The sequence below is a fragment of the Psychroserpens jangbogonensis genome (assembly GCF_000797465.1).
GTDB lineage: Bacteria > Bacteroidota > Bacteroidia > Flavobacteriales > Flavobacteriaceae > Psychroserpens > Psychroserpens jangbogonensis.
Window position 1 is genome coordinate 1 of sequence record NZ_JSWG01000010.1, and the last position, 21,625, is coordinate 21,625.

Genomic DNA, 21,625 nt, shown 5'->3' on the forward strand with positions numbered 1-21,625 from the left:
AGATAATTGTGGCGGAACAGTTTTAGTAACGAACAATGCAAGTTTACCAATATCAGGAGAAGGAACAACAACAGTTGTGACTTGGACTTATGACGATGGAAACGGAAATACAAGCACACAGACACAGAATGTAATTATTGATGATATCACTGCGCCTGTTGCAGATGTAGCAAGTTTATCCAATGTTACTGCAGAATGTGAGGTGAGTAGTTTAACGGCACCAACAGCGACAGATAATTGTGGTGGAACAGTTTTAGTAACGAACAATGCAAGTTTACCAATATCAGGAGAAGGAACAACAACGGTTGTGACTTGGACTTATGATGATGGAAACGGAAATATAAGCACACAAATACAGAATGTAATTATTGATGACATATCTGGTCCCACAGCCATTACTTTACCAATTATTACAGGTCAGTGCTCTGCAACAGTTCCTGTTCCAACGACTACAGATATATGTTCGGGAACTATTACAGGAACCACTTCAGATGCTTTAGTCTATACTACACAAGGCGCTTTTGCTATAACATGGAATTTTGATGATGGCAACGGAAACTCTATTAATGTCGTACAAAATGTTGTTATTAATGATACAATAGATCCAATTCCATTATGTCAAGATATTACAGTTCAATTAGATGATACTACAGGAATTGCCACAATTACAAGTGCTCAAATTGATAATGGTTCAACAGATAATTGTGGTACTGTAAATTTCTCATTGTCACAAAGTATGTTCGATTGTACTAATATTGGCTCTAATATTATTGTATTGACAGTTGATGATGGGAATGGAAATAGTGCTATTTGCACATCTACTGTTACAGTTACAAGTCCGAATATTACTGGAGGAACAATTTTGGGTTATTTAAATAATAATCAAACCATTGCAGATGAGGATAATTTAGTTGAGGTTACTGCCTGTCCAGATGCACCACAGAATGCTACAATTAATTTAACAGGACATACAGGAAATGTAGCTTATTGGGAATTTTCATTAAATGGAGGTCTTACATGGACAACTGTTGCAAATACGACGACGACTTATTATTATCCAAATATTTTAGAAACAACCTTAATAAGAGCAGTAATTCAAATTGGCTCATGTCAAGCAAAATCTACAATAATTTATGTAGTAGTTATACCACCAGATGTTCCACCAACAATTATTGGTCCAGATACTTTTACTACTTGTTTGGGTGAAGATATTACAGTTGTGGCAGAAAGTTCATTTGGTGTCAATTCAGCTATACAAGAAGGAGGAGACTTCAATGAAGCAAATTTAAACACACTTGGTTGGTTAGTCGATGGTTCAGCATCATTCTCTGCTGGAGGAAATAATACAAGCCCAACAAAATGGAAAGGAACAAATGGACCTAAAAAGTTTCAAGGAAGATGTTATGATGTTTCTGATAACACGAAATTTGCTATAACTCATGGTAATTTGGGTTATGCAACGACCTTAGAAACTCCGATTTTTAATACGTTAGGATTATCTACTGCTGCATTAGAGTTTGATCAAGCTTATTATTTGACCAATGGTGCTTGGTGTAGAGTGGAATTATCTTTAGATGGTGGAGCAACTTATCCTATCACTTTAGATCCAGGCGCAGCATATAATTATACAGGTCCAAGTAATACTGGCTTTATTGATTTAGGATTTAATGGACAATGTAACAATACAGAATCTACGATGGTAGATCATCCTGTATCTATCGATTTATTAAATTATATTGGACTGACAGGTTTACGAATAAAATGGACATTTAATGGGAATAATGGTAGTGCTTGGGCGATGGATAATATTGTAATTCCTGATGCACCTATTGACGAAGTTATTGAATGGGAAGATGGAACAGGAACTGTTGTAACTTCTGGTTCTACTACAACAATAAGTCCAGTGACACCTGGCGTTCAAACTTATGGTGTGACATCTCTAATTAATGGTTGTCGATCTGATGGACCAGAAGGAACAGAGTTTATTAGCGTAAATGCTTCTTTAGCTTATGCAGGAGAAAATATAACACAGATTATAGGTGAATGTGGTGAGGAGGTGAGTTTGAATGCTTATGATAATGACTTGACTGCAGCACAGAATATTAGTAATGGTGTTTCTGATCCAACAATATTTACAACTGGTACCTATTTAGGGACAGAAGAAGCTGGAGTTTGGTCTGCCGTGCCTATTAATGGATGTGGTAGCAGCTATGATTTTTCAGACCTTTCTAGTCCTAGATCGAAATTTACTGCAGAGCCAGGATCATACGAAGTAACATGGACAATACCAACCGTAGGTTGTTCAGATACTATTATAGTTACTATTGAAAGTTGTCCTACAATAGATTTTGATGGAACGAATGATTATATCACTTTTGAAGACAACTATGATCTTTCTAATCAATTTAGTATTGAAGTTTGGGTGAAACCAGAATCTTTATCAGGAGCCAGCACTATCTTTTCAAAGAGAAATGCTAATGATTTGTCTACAGGTTATGATTTAAGATTGTTTGGAAGCGTTTTACAATTTAGATGGAATTCTTCTGGAATTATTAAGTCTACCTATCCTCTTACCACTAATAGATGGTATCATATTGCAGTGACAAATTCTAATGGTACTTATAGATTGTACGTTGATGGTATAGAAGTAAGTAATGCCATATCTGGATCAGCACCATCCACAAATACAATGAAAAGTTTAATTGGTGCTATGGATCAAACAGGAAATGCAACTCATAAGCCAGTTAAATATTTTAATGGTTGGATAGATGAACTTAGAATCTGGAATACAGCATTAACAACGACTCAAATTCATCAAATGATGAATCAAGAGATTAAGAATAACACAGCGGTTAGAGGAGAAGTTGTTCCCTTAGATATCGCAGGATTAGTTTGGACTAACCTAGACGGTTATTACCGAATGGACGTTAATTGTGGTTACCTTTCACCTAATGCTGGAAATGTTAGAGGGCAATTGAGAAATATGAATTCTAGTCAATCTGACACAGCACCTTTACCATATACGTCTAGAATTGATGATCAAAAGTGGGCAATAGACGATACATGGACACATTTTAATGTTTGGGATGCACCAAATAGTTTAGGTATTGATGGCGGAACCTCTATAGATTGGAATATTGTAAGAATTTCACATAACATTAGTTCAGGGGATAAAGATATTACTGTATTGGGTTTAATTTCAGATACAGCATCGAAAGAATTGAAAATTACAAACCCTTTTTTAATACAAAATGAAACAAATAATGGACAAGCTTTAAGAGTGACCCACTATTTGAAATTAGATGGCGATATTGATTTATTTGGAGAATCACAATTACTTCAAGATGAAGGTAGTGTTTTAGATGCTACTAGTTCAGGTAAATTAGAACGTGATCAACAAGGCACAACTAACCTATTTAATTATAATTATTGGAGTTCGCCTGTTAATCCTATAAACTCATCTTCAAATAATACACCTTATAGTATAGCAACTATTTTAAAAGATGGGACCAATTCAGCAAATCCGTTAGATTTGCAATGGACTGCAAGTGCAAACGCTGACGGATCTACTACAGCGATAACACAATCAAATAGATGGTTGTATGCTTATGAAAATTATCCTGAGGATGTTTATGCAGCTTGGAGAGCCCTTATTGAATCAGATAATTTAAATACAGGATTAGGCTTTACAATGAAAGGAAGTGGTGCAGGAAATCCTATTGTAGATGTTCAAAATTATGTGTTTGTTGGCAAACCTAATAATGGAACTATTTCAACACCAGTTACGGTTGGAAATCAAGCCTTAGTTGGAAATCCTTATGCATCTGCTTTAGATGCAAATCAATTTATTAAAGACAACCTTCAAGGAGCATCCGGAAATCCTGGTTCTTCTCAAAGTACTGATGGGACTTTATATTTCTGGGAACATTATATATCTAATTTCACACATGTTTTAGAAGACTATGAAGGTGGTTATGCCACTTATAATCTGTCAGGAGGAAATCCTGCAGTTTCTCCTCCTTTAGTGAGTGGAAATGGAACACCAACCAAGTTACCAGGTCAATACATTCCTGTAGGTCAAGGTTTCTTTGTAACCTCGAGTGCTATTGGTGGATCAATTCAATTTAAGAACAGTCAACGTGTATTTGTTAGAGAGAACATCTCAAATTCACAGTTTATTAGATCAAGTAATCCTAATACTAGTGCGTCTCAAGAGGATCCTAATCCTGAAATTCAACGAGTACGAATAGATTTTAAAACTATAGAAGGAGCTGTAAGGCCTTTATTACTTGCGTTTGTACCAAATAATCAAGCTAGTGATGGTTTTGATTATGGATATGATGCTGAAAATTCTGATGCTGCATTTACTAATGACATGTTCTGGAATATTGATGAAGGAGATTTTTCTACTCAAGGTGTAGGAGATTTTGATTTGGATAAACAGTATCCTTTAAATATGTATGTTACTACTGCTGGAGCTTATGAAATTTCACTTAAAGGTCTTGAAAACTTTAACGATGATATTGATGTGTTTATTTATGATGCTTTAACAAGTAATTATTTTAATATCAATTCTGAAGCATTTCAAATTACACTTGATGCAAATAACTATTTAGGTCGTTTTTATGTAACGTTTACTTCAGAAGATACGTTGTCTACTAATGAGGAGATTCAAAGTCAAACTATAATTAATTATTTAAATTCTACTCAAGAGATTTATGTGAAAACATTAAATGTTTCAGAAATACAGACAATAAGCTTGATTAATTTATTAGGACAAGAGATTCAAAGTTGGAATACACCTAATAAATATATAACAGATTCAGCCATAAGAATTCCTGTAAAACAGGTTTCAGTAGGAGCTTATATAATTAAAGTTCACACTAATAATTCAACCTATAACACCAAAGTTGTAATTAAAAATTGATTCTGAATGAAGTGCATTGACTTCAATTAGTTTTAACCAAATTCATATTCTTTTTTGTAATTTTAGTATCTATAATTTATACTATTATGTCAAAGAAAAAATTAGGACTTAATACCATATGCACCCATGTAGGTGAAATTAAAGACAAGCAGTTTAAAGGAGCCATTTCTCCAATATACTTATCGACGTCATATGAGTTCGATAATGTAGATGTTAAGCGGTATCCTCGTTATTTTAATACACCTAATCAAGAACATTTAGTTAAAAAGATTGCAGCTCTAGAAAATGCTGAAGATGCTCTTATCTTCGCGAGCGGAATGGCAGCTATAAGTCATATGTTTTTAGCTTTTCTCCAAAAAGGAGATCATTTGGTTGTTCAAAACACCTTGTATGGTGGAGCAAGTAACTTTATTAAAGAAGAACTTCCAAAATACGGAATTGAGTTTACGTTTACTAATGGTTATCACGTTTCAGATTTTGAGGCTGCTATTCAACCAAATACAAAACTAATTCATATTGAAACGCCTTCAAATCCATTACTAACCATAACTGATATTAAAGCTGTTGCTGATTTGGCGAGAGCTAAAGGAATTGTGTCTTCTATAGATAATACATTTGCTAGTCCGATAAATCAAAACCCAATAGACTTTGGAATTAACCTCGTTATGCATTCAGCAACTAAATATTTGGGAGGTCATAGTGATATTTTGGCTGGAGCAGTTGCAGGTTCAAAAGAAGATATTGAACGAATCTGGAATGTTGGTAAAAATTTAGGAGGAAGCTTAAGTGATTTTACCGTTTGGATGTTAGAACGTAGTATGAAAACTCTAGGATTGCGAGTAAAAGCTCAGACAAAAAATGCTAGAAAATTGGCTAAGTATTTAGATAAACATGACCATATTGCTAAAGTCAATTATCCTGGTTTAAAAAACCACCCTGAACATAATTTGGCGAAGTCTCAAATGCACGATTTTGGTGCAATGATGTCATTTGAACTAATAGAAGGAATTGATGCAATGGCTTTTCAAAATCAACTCAATTTGATAAAATCATCCATGAGTTTAGCTGGTGTTGAAAGTACGATGTTGCTGCCTTCTGAAACCTCACATGCACTTCTAACTCAAGACGAACGAGATACTGTAGGGATTAGTAATAAGTTAATCAGATTTTCAGTAGGAATTGAAACTTTTAAAGATTTAAAGAGCGATATTGCACAAGCAATTAATAGTACTAAAACAGCATCTTTTGCATAAAAACAACAAACATTCTAAAGGTTACGATTTTGATGTCTTAGTTAAGGTTTTTCCGAAATTGGAAGAATTCGTGTTTACTAATACCTATGGAAACGTTACCATTGATTTCGCTAAGCCTAAAGCCGTCAAAGCCTTAAATACAGCATTATTGAAGCAGCATTACAGAATTGACTATTGGGAATTTCCCGATGCGAATTTATGTCCTCCTATTCCAGGTCGTGTGGAGTATATTCATTTATTAAATGCTTTGCTAAAGCGTTCAGGAGTTAAAGAAAACATTACAGTATTAGATATTGGCACAGGAGCCACATGTATATATCCACTATTAGGACAAGCAGAATACGGTTGGAATTTTATCGCTTCTGAAATTGACACGCAAGCAATGAAGTCTGCGGAAAAAATAATAAATAAAAACAAGTTAAGTAACTCCGTAACATTACGTTATCAAGATAATGAACAAAATATCCTCACTGGAATTTTAAAATCTCAAGATAAGGTGAGTGCTGCTATGTGTAATCCACCATTCTATAAAGATGAAGAAGAAGCCAATGAAAAGACTCTGCTCAAACAAAAAGGATTAGGAAAGCAAACGGATAAAGTTGTTCGTAATTTTAGTGGAACAGCAAAAGAATTGTGGTATCCAGGAGGAGAGAAGGCCTTTGTACATAATTACTTATATCAAAGTTCACTTCTAAAAACAAATTGTTTTTGGTATACCTGTTTGGTCTCTAAAACGCAACACGTTTTAAGTATGGAATCATCATTAAAAAAACTTGGAGCGACTGACTTTAAAATTCTGCAGATCTCTTTAGGTAACAAAATCAGTAGAGTCGTGGCTTGGACTTTTTTAACTGAAGAACAACAAAAGGATTGGAATTAAAAAGAGGTTGGTTATTTCATGTTTGAAATAACCAACCTCTTTTCCTTTAAATTATTATAATCTATACGTGATCATTTAGGTGATGATGCTCATCAATTAATGGTCCGCCTTCAATGATTTGTGGTGAAGCTTGATTTACAAACTTTTCAAAGTTTAGATGGAAAGAATGCGCTAATTGAATAGCCTTACTTATGTAAGCTCCTTTTTGTAACCAAGTATTTATTGGGTCTAATAAATCTGTTGGTACACCATCACATTCTTTAGGCATAAATAAACCAAAAATAGGATGTTGTTCAAATTCTGCATTTTCAAGTTTTCCTTCTAAAATAGAAGTAATCATTGCTCTTGTGTATTTAAGTTTTATACGTGATCCAACACCATAAGGTCCACCGCTCCATCCAGTGTTTATAAGCCAAACGTTAACACCAGCATCTTGCATCTTTTTACTTAGCATTTCAGCATATACTGTTGGATGCAAGGGCATAAATGGTTCTCCAAAACAAGCTGAGAATGAAGGAACGGGTTCAGTTATTCCAGCTTCTGTACCAGCAACTTTTGCTGTATATCCAGAAATAAAATGGTAAGCTGCTTGTCCAGGCGTTAATTTTGAAACAGGAGGTAATACTCCAAATGCATCACAAGTCAAGAAGAAAATGTTTGTTGGATTGCCAGCAAATGAAGGTTCTTGGATATTGTCAATATGATAAATTGGATAGCTTACACGTGTGTTTTGAGTAATACTACTGTCCATATAATCAATATCTCCATCATCTTTAAAAATTACATTTTCTAAGATGGCACCAGGTTTAATTGCTCTATAAATGTCTGGTTCTTTTTCTTCAGTTAAATCGATCACTTTTGCATAACAACCGCCTTCAAAGTTGAAGATGTTATTATCTGCCGTCCAACCATGTTCATCATCTCCAATAAGTTTACGATTTGGATCTGCAGAAAGTGTTGTTTTACCAGTTCCTGATAATCCGAAGAAAATAGCAGTGTCACCATCTTCTCCTACATTAGCAGAGCAGTGCATTGGTAATACATTTTTTTCAACAGGTAAGATGAAATTTAAGGCTGAAAATATACCTTTTTTTATTTCACCAGTATAAGCTGAACCTCCTACAAGTGCTATTTTTTTTGTAAAGTTTAAAATTGAAAAATTGCCTTGTCTTAAACCATGTTTTGCTGGTTCTGGACATTCGTATCCTGGAGCACAAAGTACTAACCATTCTTCTTCAAAATTTTCAAGTTCAGATGCATCAGGTCTCAAAAACATATTATAAACAAACATGTTAGACCAAGGATATTCTGTAACAGTTCTAACATTCATTTTAAATTCTGGATCTGCACAAACATAACCGTCTCTTACATAAATCTCTTTTCCACTTAAGTATTTTTCGATTTCTGTTTGTAAAATATCAAAGTTTTCAGCTGAAATTGGTTTGTTTGTTTTTCCCCACCATACCTTATCTGTAGTATAATTGTCTTTAACTAGAAAACGGTCTTGAGGAGAACGTCCCGTGAATTTTCCGGTATTAAGAGCTAGTGTTCCATTCGTTGTTTCCTTTCCCATGCCTTTTTCAACAGTTATACGTTGCAATTCTTCTGGAGAAAGATTCCAATGCGCATTTGTGTCTTTTAAGCCGTATTTTGTAAGATCTCTTGTTTTCATAATATTTGGTTTTAAAAGTGTTTTCTATGATAAATAATTTAAATTTTATAAAATGGCCAAATTAATGGCACTAGTATTAATGTTGTTGTTAGAAAAAGTATAAGTAACGGGAATCCAACTTTAAAATAATCTGAAAATTTATAGCCTCCTGCTGTCATTACCATAGCATTTGTTGTTGTTCCAACTGGTGTTAGAAATGCGGTAGATGCGCTAATTGCAACTGCTATCATAAAAGGAGCTGCAGACATATTAAGTGTGCTAGCAGAAATTATAACTATTGGTGCCATAAGTACAGCAGTAGCGGAATTATTAATGACTTGACTAAAGGTTGTTGTTAGTAGAAAAACTCCAGCAAGTAATACGATTGGATGTAAACTACCCAACGAATCAACCAAACCATTTGCAATTAAATCTGCAGTACCTGTTTTTTGTAATGCTAATCCCATTGGAATCATTGCTGCGATCATTATAACACTAATCCAACTTATACCTTTGTAAGCTTTTGAAATAGGAACACAGCCAAAAAGGAGAACGATACCAGCAGAAATAAGTGCTGCAATTGCTCCAGGTACGAGTTTAAATACTAATAACACAATCATTAATAACAATGCAAATAGAGCTATGTATGATTTTGTAGTGATGTTTGTAACTGTTTTTGCCATTCCTTCAGGACTTCCACAAATAACTAAGTTTTCATGATGCTCTTTTAATTGTTCAATATCACTCCAAATCCCTCTAATTAGAAATGCGTCACCAGCTTTTACTTTAATTTCACGTTCAGTAAATGGTACATTATTACGTGAGGCTGCCATTAATTGAACTCCGAACCGTTTAAAGAAATTCCCTAAACGTATTTTTCTTCCGACCAACACAGATTTTGGAGTTACAATTACTTCAGACATACCAACCTCTTGATTAATAAGATTGTTTCGAAGTTCATCTGCTATAGGTTCCAATGGTAATAATCCTAATCTGAATTTAATCATTATTGTATTTATAGCTTCGGTGTCACCTTTTACAGTAATGATATCGTGATACATGAATTCTGTACCGTTCGTAGGGAATTCAATAAATGGATCATTTCCTTTTATTCGATTTGGGTGTCTACGCTTGATTCTTAGAATGGATACATTATGTTCTGTTTCAAAATTCCAGTCACCAAGTGTCGTGTTTAAAAGCGGAGAAACAGATCTCACTCTAAGTCGATAATAATCATCATCAACTTTATAAGCTTCAATCCATTTGTGTAGGGTCGTACTGATGTCAACTGGTTTGTTATTTGTTTTATTGTTTGGTAGCAGTCTATAACCAATGAATCTAAAGTAGAGTAGTGTGATTATTAATAAAGGGATACCAATAAGTGCAAATTCAAAAAAGGAGAACCCTTCTAATCCACTTTCTATCATTGTATTATTTACAATAATATTTGGAGGAGTCCCAGTTAAAGTTAAAAGTCCGCCAGTATTAGAACCAAATGCAACTGGCATTAATAATTTAGATGGCATTGTACCAATTTTCCAAGCTGATGCGATAGTTACAGGCATCATAGTTGCCACTGTACCAGTATTACTTACAACTCCAGATAAAACTCCTGAACCAAGGGTTGTGATTAACAGTAATCGTGTTGTGCTTTTTCCAGCGAGCTTCATGAATTTTTCACCAGCTACAGCTGTCCAGCCTGTTTGAGATAGACCTTCACCTATAATAAATAGTGCAGCAATCATTATGACCGTTGGATTACTAAATCCACTTAGTGTTTCATTAAGATCTAATATTCCAAAAAGGAATAAACTTATCATAGATAATAATGCTATTATGTCTGGAGTGAATTTGCCCCAAACAAAAAGAGTAATTGTGACTATTAATATGATAAGCATGAGATACATAATGAGTTACCTTATTTTTATAGTATAAAGTTATTGGTAATATCGACTATTTTATATGACTTATGTCATGGAATAACCATGGACTATACTTTTGCGAAATTGCTTATGTTTTCATGAGAATATTGCAGAAAACATTTACGAAAACGAGTGAGTAGTATTGACTTATAAATAGTAGCTTTGTTTTTTAAGTTATTTTTGATTTATTTATAATTTGGAATTTGATGTTTTATTGGAGAGATCCTAAATAGTCGTCAGTTGAGGTTATTAGTTTTTAAATATTTTTTAGATGAAATTAGATATACTCGCTTTTGGAGCGCATCCAGATGATGTAGAATTAGGTTGTGGTGCGACCATTGCTAAAGAAGTAGCCAACGGGAAAAAAGTTGGAATTGTTGATTTAACACGAGGTGAATTAGGTACTCGAGGCACTGCAGAAACAAGAGATCAAGAAGCGAGTGATGCTGCCAAAATTTTAGGTGTTGCAGTAAGGGAGAACTTAGCATTTGCAGATGGTTTCTTTATAAATGATAAAAAGCATCAATTAGAGGTTATTAAAATGATACGTAAGTATCAGCCAGAGATTGTATTATGTAATGCTATTGATGATAGACATATTGATCATGGGAAAGGCAGTAAATTGGTAAGTGATGCTTGCTTTTTAAGTGGACTATTAAAAATAGAAACCGAATTTGATGGAAACCAACAAAAACAATGGAGACCTAAACAAGTATATCATTATATACAATGGAAAAATTTAGAACCAGAATTAACCGTTGATGTTTCAGGTTTTATAGATACCAAAATGAAATCTGTATTAGCCTATAAAACTCAGTTTTATGATCCCAATAGTAAAGAAGCCCAAACACCTATTTCAAGTAAAAATTTTACAGATAGTATAAAATACAGAGCAAGAGACTTAGGACGCTTAGTAGGAGCAGAGTATGCTGAAGGCTTTACTGTAGAGCGTTATGTTTCTGTAGAAAGTTTGTTTGATTTGAAGTAATAATTTTAAAAAAAACTCTTTGTTGTAACTGTGAAATAATTTACATTTGCAGTCCAATTTAAATGGTGGCTCTATTTCAGCTGATTAGAGCATCCCTTTTGGAAAACTTTTCGGAGTTTAAATAAAATAAATATGGTGGTTGTAGCTCAGCTGGTTAGAGCGTCGGTTTGTGGTACCGAAAGTCGCCGGTTCGAACCCGGTCTTCCACCCAGAATTACAAAGCTTCTCAGAAATGAGAAGCTTTTTTTGTGGTCTTCAATGAAATAAAAAAAACGCTACTTATTAAAGTAGCGTTTTGCGTTAGTGAATAATGTGCAGGAAATTCATGAAAATTCCTCTTAAAAAGAATTTAGATGTTCTTTTCAGCCCCATCAACAATAATTCTATGTTCTCGATTAACCAATTCCCAAGCTGTATAAAAAACAAGACGGGCTCTTTTCTCTAGTAAATCGTATTCAATTTTGTCTGGTGTATCTGTTACCTTATGATAATCATCGTGTTTGCCATTAAAATAAAAGGCCACAGGAATATTATTTTTCGCAAAATTATAGTGATCAGATCTGTAATAGTATTGATTAGGATCTGTTTTGTTACTATACCTATAATCTAAATTGATGTTGGTGTATGTTTTGTTTGCGGTTTCACTAATATCGAAAAGTTCCGTACTCAACATATCTGAACCAATAACATAGATATAGTTCCTGTCGTTTTCATGTAGGGCATCTACACGTCCAATCATGTCAATATTAAGATTGGCTACCGTGTTTTCTAATGGGAAAATAGGGTTGGAATCTGTATAATATTTTGAACCTTGAAGTCCTTTTTCTTCAGCAGTTAAATGCAAGAATAAAATGGATCTTTTTGGACTATAACCATCTTTAATAGCATCTTTAAATGCTTGAGCTATTTCTAGCATAGCAACGGTTCCTGAGCCGTCATCATCAGCACCATTACTTATCTCTCCATCTTCAATTCCTAGATGATCAAGGTGTGCTGAAATCACCACGATTTCATCAGGTTTTTCTTCTCCTTTAATAAATGCGACTACATTATGAGAATTGAATGTTTCAAAATTCTTTTTAATAGACAACTCAATGTTAACGTCCACAATTTTAGGCGTATCATTTGTGTCTATATCATGTACTAATTGCTTAGCGAATGCTAGACTAATAATAAAGTTGAACGTGTCATCATCATTAGCAGCTGATCTTATTGAACCTTCATATTCTGATTCAATCATTTTCGAATAACGTTTTGCGAAGTAATTATGAGTGGAGTTATTCATTACAAATACAGCTTTAGCACCTCGCTTACTTGCACACTCAATTTTTAAGTTTCTCGCTCTTCTGCCAGATGTCCATTGGGATTCTTCCTTTGTGCCAGAAGTAATATATGTGCTATCTGCATTTATTGGCTCTCCAGATTTGATAACTACAATTTTATCTTTAACATCTAGATTTTTATAATCTGAATAGTTGTCAGCATCTATTCCATAGCCGGCATATACAATTTGATTTACGCTTAATGAATTGATGTTTACATTTTTAGAAGGAATGAAATCATCATAAATAGTTGCTTTCTTTCCGTTTATTGTCATGTTAACTTCTGGAAGTTTTTGACGTTCTAAAGGAACTTCTTGTAAATAAGCGTTGTTTTCATATGGAGAAGAAATCTCCATACTTATATATTTTTCTTTTAAGTATTGAGTCGCCATATCGTGACCAGGTTCGCCAGTTTCACGACCTTCAAATTCATCTGAAGCAAACTTGTATAGTAATTCTTTGAGATCGTTTGATGTAATTGAATCACCATAAACTTTTGGATCAGCTACTTCTTTAGCGCAAGACATAACCAATAAGCCTAGAACGAAGTGGAGTACATTCTTTTTCATAATTGTTTTAGTGTTTATTATGCGATATTACGAAAATCTGAGAGGTTAGAATTTCATATGATTGATCTTTAACAAACTTTAACTAGGACTATGAATCTTGATCGACTTCAATACGTTTTTCGTTGTTAGCAATATACCAAGCAGTAGTAAAAATAAGTTTGGTACGTTTTTGCAATAATGGGTAGTTGATTTTTTCTGCAGTATCTGTAGGTTCATGATAATCATCGTGTGTACCACTAAAATAAAAAATCACTGGTATGCCATTTTGAGCAAAGTTATAATGATCAGATCTACTGTAGTATTGGTTGGGATCACTATCACTATTTAGACGATAATCTAATTCAAGTTTCGTGAAATTTTCATTTGCAGATTCAGAAATATAATGCAATTCTGTACTTAATCTGTCTGAACCAATTACGTAAATGTAATTTGGATTATCTTCATGTGAATCATCTATTCGGCCAATCATATCTATATTAAGATTTGCAATGGTATTATGCAATGGAAACACAGGATGTTCTGTATAATATCTAGAACCAGTTAAATCAACTTCTTCTCCAGTTAGGTGTAAAAAAACAATACTTCGTTTGGGACCAAAACCTTCAAGTTCTGCTTTTTTAAAAGCTTGAGCCATTTCGAGTAGAGCAGCAGTGCCTGATCCGTTATCGTCTGCGCCATTGTATATAGCATCTTCAGTATAACCTTCATGATCTGAATGTGCAGAAATGATTAATACTTCATCAGGATATTCTGAACCTTTAATGTATGCAATCACATTTGAAGAGCTTTTTATACCATCTGTAAAATATGATTCAGGAACATTTTGATAGTAATTATCAGTGCCTAAAGGCGATGCAACCTCTTCTTTTATATAGTATTCTTTTAAATAATTTGAAGCTTTGTGATGACCAAGTTCACCAGTCTTGCGACCTTGAAAATCATCAGAAGAAAATTTATATACATGAGTATTCAGCTCTGCCGATGTAATGGTATTTGCATATTTGTTAATGATGTTAGCATCTGTAAAAACGATACTATCTTTAATGTTCTGCAGTTTATCAGTATGACTTGGTGTAGCGCAAGATCCAACGAGGGTTAATGCAGATGCAACTATGAGGACTTTCATGTATTGAATTTCTATTTAAAAATTGAGATTTATAGATATGGCTCTAATTTTCAATCAAATAAAATGAAAAAAAAGAGAATATAGAAGTTTTGATCTTGTTTAATTTTAAAATAAAACTATTCGAAGTCTGACTCGTCTATTTCTAGTCCTTCAAGCTCTTCAATAGCGTCTTCTTGAGACTCATTTTCTTTTTCAATTAATTCTTCAGTGTTACCAACTTCAACCGTATCAAAAACGGATTTGTATGTGGTTAGTGCTAATGCAATAATGGTTAACAAAAAAATGAGTTGAATTGTTTTTTTTGAACCTTGTTTTTCTTTAGAAAAATATATCGCTACAACTCCTAAAATCAAGGCTGCAACGCCCGGAATAAAAGCAATTTTAAATAAAGGTGTAACTGCAAGAACTACAGCTAAAACTGCAGAAATGAATCCTAATATAATAACTAACTTTTTCATAAGTATTTAGTTTTTTAAACCAGTTGCTGATTTAATTTTAAGTTCGCCACTGCCAACTGGGATTTTAAATTTCGCGTATACAGGAATTTTATTAGCATCGGCAGTTAACCAAAGTAGGTTGTCGTTATTACCTTTAAGTACAGTACTATTGTTAATTGAAATAGCCAGTTTATAACATTCTTTTCGCCCTAGATTTGTGTTAATTGTTTCTTTGTTAAGATACTTGACGTTTAGTGAAAACTCTTCATTGTCAAAAACAACTTTAAATACTTCACTGTCACCAGGTGTTGCCTTATGAATATCAAGATTTCTAATATTATAAATTGTAGATACTAAGTCTTTTGTCGTTGAACTAATCTTAATTTTCTTTTTCTCTTCCCAAGTACTACCATCACTTCTTTTTTTTCGCTTTATACTTTCAACGGTGTTTGTTTTACGCTTGAATTTATACTGCATAAATTTTTCATAACCACCTTCATTAATATCTCTTTTATAAAGATATGGTCTTAAACTTTTCGGACTCACATAGCTTTCATATAAATCTCTTATCTTAAAAAAACTATCCCATTTACTATAGGTAGCAGCTGTACATTTTAATCTTAATAATGTAGATGTAGAAGTCTTCACTTCGCTGGTTTCCATAGTAACTTCCGCTAGTTCTGTTAGCAAACCAGACATATTGTAAGAAGCACTGAATGTAAGCTTTTCGTTTGCTCCAATAGATGTATTTTGAGCACTACTAATTGTTGAAACAAAAAGCGAAATTATTAGTATAAGGTATCTCATGAGTTAGGTTTTGTTTAATAACGTTTCATTAAACATTTATTGTGCCAAATGTAAGACTGAAATTTCAGATATGGAAATTTGTATTATGAAGTGGTTATGATTGAAATTATTTCAGGAAAATTCACCTGTAAGTAAAATCTGTTAATTTTTTGGTAACTTAGTCTTTTAAAACTAACCCTCATTTAATGAATTTCTTTAAAAAAATAGGACCATCAAACACATTCATGTTGTTGTTATGTGCATTGATTATTATAGTTGCTGAATATCTATTTCTTACTGGTGATCACCTTCATGCCATTTTCATAGGTCTTTGGGCACCAACACTTTTAGGTGTTATAATCTTTATAAAACTAATCACAAATGGACGCTAACGATATAGTTTTATGGTTTTCTGGAATTGTTTCAATTTGTGTGGTGATTTGGGCAATTGTAGTTATACGGACTTACAACAAAATTGATCAAGACAGGTAATTATTAATTGTTTACTAATGTGTTCTGTAAACAAACTCAAGAATACTTAAGATTAATAAAACAGTCCATAGACCTGTTCGGTCCCAGTTTTTACGCACTAGCTTTGTTAAGGTTTTGCTTGTGTGTGTATTGTTCAAAATTTCAGTATGAATAGGAACAAATTTCAATAATGTGATAACCCATATCAATAACACAATTCCAATTCCGAGAATATGATATGTCGTTTGAAATTTCAATACTTGATATCCATAAATAAATAACTGTACAAGCATTAGAGGAATAACCATACAAGCTATTCTGAAGGTGTATTTTTTATGCCACTTTAGAAGTTCATCATTTGAAAAGTGTTTAAAACTAGGGTAGACCATGAGCTGAATCATCCAAATCAGGATGACTAAACCAAAATCTATAAGCAGTCTTGCAATTGTTGAGGTCATAAATTACTCTTCTATTTTTTTCCAGAGTTGTTCGCTATTCAAATAAAAACTACCTACATGATCAAAATTACATTCGTTAGGCGATATAATTGATAAAAAAGGGTCACTGTTTTTGTCTCTGTATAAATGATAAGTATCTCCTATAATAGGTTCAAAACTATAACGTGCGCTATACACCAAATTATTATACTCTAGCTCTTGCATCATTTTGTCATATTCTGCTTTAAGCTCTAAGTATTTCGCCTGAATTTGTTTATTGGCTTTATAAATGTTTTTGTTTTTCCAAGTCGTATTATCTGTGATTTTTATAGCTGGTGCACCTACATTTGTGCCATAAGGTTTGAGTGCAGCATCATAATTTTGCGACACTTCATTAAATACAACTTGATCAGGTTTTTTATCTTGAGACATGGTTCGTCTTTTTTAGTAAAGATAAACCACCTAAGTAAGAGATTGAATATAAAATATAGAATTTATTATATTTTATAGTCTTATAAAACGGCTATTAAGTTAAGTAAAAAACTTAGTCTTAATCATAGTTGAGTGTTTAAACTTTTGTTAAGTAAAAACGCTTAAAACTAAAATTTCATACCTTTGTATATAAGTATGAAACAGATTATCCATAAAATAATGTCAATTGTAATGACTTTTGTAGTGTTATTCTCTACAATGTCGTTTACAGTAAATATGCATTATTGTGGAGAAATTTTGGTAGAGACTGCTGTTTTTCATAAAGCAAAAGGTTGTGGAATGGAAATGCAAAAACCTTCTACCGAAGGTTGTGCAATTACAAAAAAGAATTGCTGTAGCGACGAGCAATTAGTAGTTGATGGTCAAGACGAATTAAAACTACAAGTTGACAAAACTTCTTACGAGCAACAAGTATTTATAGCTTCATTTGTTTACGCTTATATTAACCTTTTTGAAGGTTTAGAAAATAATATATCTTCTTACGAAGAATACGAACCACCACTCGTCATAAGGCAAATCTTCAAGATTGACGAGACCTATTTAATTTGATTTTTAAACAATAGACTGTGTTATCCATTGACTTTAATGTCATAAGGATAATTTGCTGTGTTCGGTGTTTTTCAAACGCCAATGTCTAACTGTATAATATTCAAAGCAAATGCTAAATAAAAGCATCAAATTTTTAATAGAAAATAAACTCGTAGCTGTCCTATTACTTGCTCTTTTTATAGGATGGGGAACTGTTAATGCTCCATTCAATTGGGAAACAGGTTTTTTACCAAGCAATCCTGTTCCAGTGGATGCTATTCCTGACATAGGCGAAAATCAACAAATCGTATTTACTAAATGGGATGGTCGTTCGCCACAAGATATTGAAGATCAAATTACATATCCTCTAACAACATCATTACTTGGAATTTCAGGAGTTAAAACTATTCGAAGTTCTTCAATGTTTGGCTTTTCAAGTATCTATATCATTTTTGATGAAGATGTAGATTTCTATTGGAGCAGAAGCAGAATACTCGAAAAGCTAAATTCTTTACCTAACAATTTACTACCTGATGAGGTCAATCCATCCTTAGGTTCAGATGCCACAGGATTAGGGCAAATATTTTGGTATACTATTGAAGGTCGTGATGAGAATAATAATGTAACAGGTGGTTGGGATTTGCATGAAATTCGAAGTGTTCAAGATTACTACGTGAAATACGCGCTTTCATCTGCAAGTGGAGTTTCAGAAGTTGCTTCTATAGGAGGTTATGTTCAAGAATATCAAGTGGATGTAAACCCTGAATTAATGCGGCAATACAATATTGGTTTGCACCAAATTGTAAAAGCAGTAAAAGAAAGTAATAAAGATATTGGAGCTCAAACTATCGAGATAAACCAAGCAGAATATTTAGTAAGAGGATTAGGTTATATAAAATCTATTTCAGACATCGAAAATGCTGTTGTTACTTCTGAAGATTTCACATCGATTAAAATAAAAGATATTGCTAAAGTGACACTTGCTCCAAAAGTAAGACGTGGAATTTTAGACAAAGAAGGCGCAGAAGTTGTTGGTGGTGTGGTCGTTTCGAGATATGGAGCGAATCCATTGGAAGTCATTAATAATGTAAAATCAAAAATTAATGAGTTAAGTGCAGGATTGCCTTCGAAAGTGTTGAAAGATGGTCGTACATCACAACTAACAATAGTACCTTTTTACGATAGATCAGAACTGATTAAAGAAACATTAGGAACACTCAACGAAGCGTTGACATTAGAAATATTAATCACCATTTTAGTCATCATTATTATGATGTTTAATCTTCGTGCTTCTATTCTCATTTCTGGCTTGCTTCCTGTTGCTGTTTTAATGGTATTCATAGCGATGAAACTCTTTGGTGTAGATGCTAATATTGTGGCACTATCTGGAATTGCTATTGCTATCGGAACGATGGTTGATGTTGGCGTTATTCTATCCGAAAACATTATTAGGCATTTAGAAGAGAACAAAGAAAAACTATCTGTAAATGAAGTTGTTTACAATGCTACAACCGAAGTTTCTGGAGCAATCATTACGGCCGTTTTAACAACCATAATTAGCTTTATTCCTGTATTCACAATGATTGGGGCAGAAGGGAAATTGTTTAGACCTTTAGCTTTCACAAAGACCTTTGCTTTAACAGCTTCCATTATTGTTGCTTTGTTTTTAATTCCGCCTTTTGCTTCGTTTTTATTCCAAAAAAGAAGTATCAAAAAGGTGTCAAAATTTCTAATCAATAGTCTTCTAATCTTATTAGGAATAGTAGCAATTTTTTATGGGTATTGGCTTGGAGTTATTCTAATTGCATTTGGAGTTTCATCCATTTTAAAATTGCAACAAAAAATTACTGAAAAGCAAGCAAATTATATTAATATCATAATTTCTGTTTTAGCGATTATATTCCTTTTAGCAGAGTATTGGCGGCCATTAGGTGTAGATAAAAGCATTTTTTGGAATCTCATTTTTGTAAGTGTTATTTGTTTCGGATTATTAGGTGTTTTTACTTTGTTCAGAAAGTACTATACACGCATTTTAAGATGGTGTTTAGATAATAAACTCTTGTTTTTATCAATACCGACAGCGATAGTTATTGCAGGCTTTTTCATTATGAAAAATACAGGCAAAGAGTTTATGCCTTCACTCAATGAAGGTTCTTTTCTACTTATGCCTACATCAATGCCACATTCAGGAGTTAAAGAGAACAAGCGTGTTCTACAACAGTTGGATATGGCAGTAGCAAGTATTCCTGAAATTAAAACTGTAGTTGGTAAAGCAGGTCGAGTAGAATCTTCATTAGATCCAGCGCCTTTATCAATGTATGAAAACTTAATTCAGTATAAGTCTGAATATATGCTAAATGAAGAAGGAGAGCGACAACGCTACAAAACGAATAACAATGGTCTATTTGAATTAAAAAGTGGAGCATACATAGGAAACCCTAATAATTCTAAAGAGGCAGTTATAAAGTCCGAAATAACAGCAATAGAACTTATAGAAGATAGTGATGGGGAATTTTACAGAAATTGGCGACCACAGATAAAATCTGCAAACGATATATGGAATGAAATTGTACGTGTAACAAAATTGCCAGGCGTTACCTCAGCACCAAAATTACAACCTATTGAAACACGATTAGTAATGCTTCAAACTGGTATGCGTGCGCCAATGGGAATAAAGGTAAAGGGTCAAGATTTAAAACAAATTGAAGCCTTTGGTTTGCAACTAGAAACTATTTTAAAACAAGTTGAAGGGGTTAAAACCGAAGCAGTATTTGCCGATAGAATTGTAGGCAAACCCTATTTGCTAATCGATATCGACAGAGAAAAGATTGGACGTTATGGTATTTCTATACAAGATGTTCAAGATGTTTTAAAAGTTGCTGTTGGTGGCATGGAAATAACACAAACGGTTGAAGGTCGAGAGCGTTATGGTGTTCGTGTTCGTTACCCAAGAGAATTAAGAGCCAATCCAACAGATTTAAAAAATATTTATGTTCCTGTTGAGAAAGGAAGTCCGATTCCTTTGGGAGAGTTAGTCACTATTAAATACGAACAAGGTGCGCAAGTCATTAAAAGTGAAGATACTTTTTTGATTGGCTACGTGTTGTTTGATAAGTTGAATGATTATGCGGAGGTCGGTGTTGTTGAAAATGCGCAAGCGTTAATTCAATCAAAAATAGATTCAGGAGAATTAATTGTTCCAAAAGGAATTAATTACCAATTTACAGGAACTTATGAGAATCAAATTAGAGCAGAAAAAACATTATCGATTGTTGTGCCATTAGCACTACTAATCATCTTTTTTATCCTATACTTTCAATTTCGTTCCGTAGCAACTTCATTAATGGTCTTTACTGGTATTGCAGTAGCATTTGCAGGAGGTTTTATAATGATTTGGTTATATGGTCAAGATTGGTTTTTAAACATCAACTTCTTTGGCGAAAACCTGCGAGAGTTATTTCAGATGCACACTATTAATTTAAGCGTTGCTGTCTGGGTTGGTTTTATTGCCTTGTTTGGCATTGCTACAGATGATGGCGTTGTTATGGCTACTTACCTAAAACAAACATTTGATAGAAATAAACCCACAAATAAAAAAGGGATTAGAGCATCGATTGTTGAAGCGGGAGAAAAACGTATTCGACCTTGCCTAATGACAACAGCTACAACCATTTTAGCATTACTGCCTGTATTAACCTCAACTGGTCGTGGGAGTGATATAATGATTCCTATGGCTATACCCAGTTTTGGTGGGATGTTGATCGCTTTAATAACCTTATTTGTTGTTCCTGTTTTATACAGTTGGAAACAAGAAATACAACTTAAAAAGAATTAAA

15 protein-coding genes and 1 tRNA gene are annotated in these 21,625 nt (G+C 33.4%); 8 read left to right on the forward strand and 8 right to left on the reverse strand.

Going from position 1 to position 21,625, the window contains the following annotated elements; genetic code table 11:
- The 3 genes from RH81_RS10775 to rlmF all read left to right on the forward strand — a co-directional run.
- Positions 1-4,927 (forward strand): LamG-like jellyroll fold domain-containing protein (locus RH81_RS10775; RefSeq protein ID WP_033960341.1); only part of this gene is annotated, 4,927 nt, incomplete at its 5' end.
- Positions 4,928-5,013: 86 nt separating this feature from the next.
- Positions 5,014-6,180, forward strand: a complete 1,167-nt coding sequence (locus RH81_RS10780; protein WP_033960342.1) for a trans-sulfuration enzyme family protein — start codon at positions 5,014-5,016, stop codon at positions 6,178-6,180.
- Entirely contained in the window at positions 6,173-7,060 is an 888-nt protein-coding gene (gene rlmF / locus RH81_RS10785) for a 23S rRNA (adenine(1618)-N(6))-methyltransferase RlmF (RefSeq protein ID WP_081988292.1), read from the forward strand. The genes RH81_RS10780 and rlmF overlap by 8 nt, the downstream gene beginning before the upstream one ends.
- A 61-nt stretch (positions 7,061-7,121) precedes the next feature.
- Here the strand turns inward: rlmF and pckA are convergent, their stop codons facing one another.
- Together pckA and RH81_RS10795 are read right to left on the reverse strand one after the other, a co-directional pair.
- Positions 7,122-8,732, reverse strand: coding sequence for a phosphoenolpyruvate carboxykinase (ATP) (pckA, locus tag RH81_RS10790; RefSeq protein WP_033960343.1), 1,611 nt, complete (start codon positions 8,730-8,732; stop codon positions 7,122-7,124).
- A gap of 38 nt (positions 8,733-8,770) precedes the next feature.
- Positions 8,771-10,609, reverse strand: coding sequence for an SLC13 family permease (locus RH81_RS10795; protein ID WP_241478983.1), 1,839 nt, complete (start codon positions 10,607-10,609; stop codon positions 8,771-8,773).
- Positions 10,610-10,904: 295 nt separating this feature from the next.
- Between RH81_RS10795 and bshB1 the strand changes: the two genes are divergently transcribed.
- Entirely contained in the window at positions 10,905-11,621 is a 717-nt protein-coding gene (bshB1, locus tag RH81_RS10800) for a bacillithiol biosynthesis deacetylase BshB1 (protein ID WP_033960345.1), read from the forward strand.
- A gap of 134 nt (positions 11,622-11,755) precedes the next feature.
- Positions 11,756-11,831, forward strand: a tRNA-His gene (locus tag RH81_RS10805).
- A 139-nt stretch (positions 11,832-11,970) separates the two neighbouring features.
- On the opposite strand, the gene RH81_RS10810 is transcribed toward RH81_RS10805, so the two are convergent.
- The 4 genes from RH81_RS10810 to RH81_RS10825 form a co-directional block, all read right to left on the reverse strand.
- The gene (locus RH81_RS10810; RefSeq protein WP_033960346.1) at positions 11,971-13,512 is read right to left on the reverse strand and encodes a M28 family peptidase; all 1,542 of its coding nucleotides are present in this window, start codon (positions 13,510-13,512) and stop codon (positions 11,971-11,973) included.
- Between the two features lie 88 nt (positions 13,513-13,600).
- A complete protein-coding gene (locus RH81_RS10815; protein WP_033960347.1) occupies positions 13,601-14,638 on the reverse strand; it encodes a M28 family metallopeptidase in 1,038 nt (345 codons plus the stop codon).
- 116 nt (positions 14,639-14,754) lie between these two features.
- The gene (locus RH81_RS10820; protein ID WP_033960348.1) at positions 14,755-15,096 is read right to left on the reverse strand and encodes a membrane-associated sensor domain-containing protein; all 342 of its coding nucleotides are present in this window, start codon (positions 15,094-15,096) and stop codon (positions 14,755-14,757) included.
- Between the two features lie 6 nt (positions 15,097-15,102).
- Positions 15,103-15,882 carry a DUF3108 domain-containing protein gene (locus RH81_RS10825; RefSeq protein WP_033960349.1) on the reverse strand — a complete coding sequence of 260 codons (780 nt, stop codon included), beginning with the start codon at positions 15,880-15,882 and terminating at the stop codon, positions 15,103-15,105.
- 185 nt (positions 15,883-16,067) lie between these two features.
- Here RH81_RS10825 and RH81_RS10830 point away from each other — a divergent pair, with 185 nt between their 5' ends.
- Entirely contained in the window at positions 16,068-16,253 is a 186-nt protein-coding gene (locus tag RH81_RS10830) for a hypothetical protein (protein ID WP_033960350.1), read from the forward strand.
- A gap of 114 nt (positions 16,254-16,367) precedes the next feature.
- Here the strand turns inward: RH81_RS10830 and RH81_RS10835 are convergent, their stop codons facing one another.
- Both RH81_RS10835 and RH81_RS10840 read right to left on the reverse strand, forming a co-directional pair.
- On the reverse strand, positions 16,368-16,790 hold the full coding sequence (locus tag RH81_RS10835; RefSeq protein ID WP_033960351.1) for a hypothetical protein: 423 nt from the start codon (positions 16,788-16,790) through the stop codon (positions 16,368-16,370).
- Between the two features lie 3 nt (positions 16,791-16,793).
- The gene (locus RH81_RS10840) at positions 16,794-17,201 is read right to left on the reverse strand and encodes a DUF2452 domain-containing protein (RefSeq protein ID WP_033960352.1); all 408 of its coding nucleotides are present in this window, start codon (positions 17,199-17,201) and stop codon (positions 16,794-16,796) included.
- A 195-nt stretch (positions 17,202-17,396) separates the two neighbouring features.
- On the opposite strand from RH81_RS10840, the gene RH81_RS10845 reads away from it, so the two are divergent.
- Positions 17,397-17,810 carry an HYC_CC_PP family protein gene (locus RH81_RS10845; RefSeq protein WP_241478984.1) on the forward strand — a complete coding sequence of 138 codons (414 nt, stop codon included), beginning with the start codon at positions 17,397-17,399 and terminating at the stop codon, positions 17,808-17,810.
- Between the two features lie 109 nt (positions 17,811-17,919).
- Positions 17,920-21,624 (forward strand): efflux RND transporter permease subunit, encoded by a 3,705-nt coding sequence (locus tag RH81_RS10850; protein ID WP_033960353.1) that lies wholly within the window; start codon positions 17,920-17,922, stop codon positions 21,622-21,624.
- The last annotated feature ends 1 nt before the right edge of the window (position 21,625 follow it).

What these genes read in the sequence shown, in the direction of transcription:
- RH81_RS10835 (WP_033960351.1), bottom strand. Translation starts at nt 16,790, where the DNA reads ATGACCTCAACAATTGCAAGACTGCTTATAGATTTTGGTTTAGTCATC.
- RH81_RS10820 (WP_033960348.1), bottom strand. Translation starts at nt 15,096, where the DNA reads ATGAAAAAGTTAGTTATTATATTAGGATTCATTTCTGCAGTTTTAGCT.
- RH81_RS10825 (WP_033960349.1), bottom strand. Translation starts at nt 15,882, where the DNA reads ATGAGATACCTTATACTAATAATTTCGCTTTTTGTTTCAACAATTAGT.
- RH81_RS10840 (WP_033960352.1), bottom strand. Translation starts at nt 17,201, where the DNA reads ATGTCTCAAGATAAAAAACCTGATCAAGTTGTATTTAATGAAGTGTCG.
- RH81_RS10830 (WP_033960350.1), top strand. Translation starts at nt 16,068, where the DNA reads ATGAATTTCTTTAAAAAAATAGGACCATCAAACACATTCATGTTGTTG.
- bshB1 (WP_033960345.1), top strand. Translation starts at nt 10,905, where the DNA reads ATGAAATTAGATATACTCGCTTTTGGAGCGCATCCAGATGATGTAGAA.
- RH81_RS10815 (WP_033960347.1), bottom strand. Translation starts at nt 14,638, where the DNA reads ATGAAAGTCCTCATAGTTGCATCTGCATTAACCCTCGTTGGATCTTGC.
- pckA (WP_033960343.1), bottom strand. Translation starts at nt 8,732, where the DNA reads ATGAAAACAAGAGATCTTACAAAATACGGCTTAAAAGACACAAATGCG.
- RH81_RS10810 (WP_033960346.1), bottom strand. Translation starts at nt 13,512, where the DNA reads ATGAAAAAGAATGTACTCCACTTCGTTCTAGGCTTATTGGTTATGTCT.
- RH81_RS10780 (WP_033960342.1), top strand. Translation starts at nt 5,014, where the DNA reads ATGTCAAAGAAAAAATTAGGACTTAATACCATATGCACCCATGTAGGT.
- RH81_RS10845 (WP_241478984.1), top strand. Translation starts at nt 17,397, where the DNA reads ATGAAACAGATTATCCATAAAATAATGTCAATTGTAATGACTTTTGTA.
- RH81_RS10795 (WP_241478983.1), bottom strand. Translation starts at nt 10,609, where the DNA reads ATGCTTATCATATTAATAGTCACAATTACTCTTTTTGTTTGGGGCAAA.
- RH81_RS10850 (WP_033960353.1), top strand. Translation starts at nt 17,920, where the DNA reads ATGCTAAATAAAAGCATCAAATTTTTAATAGAAAATAAACTCGTAGCT.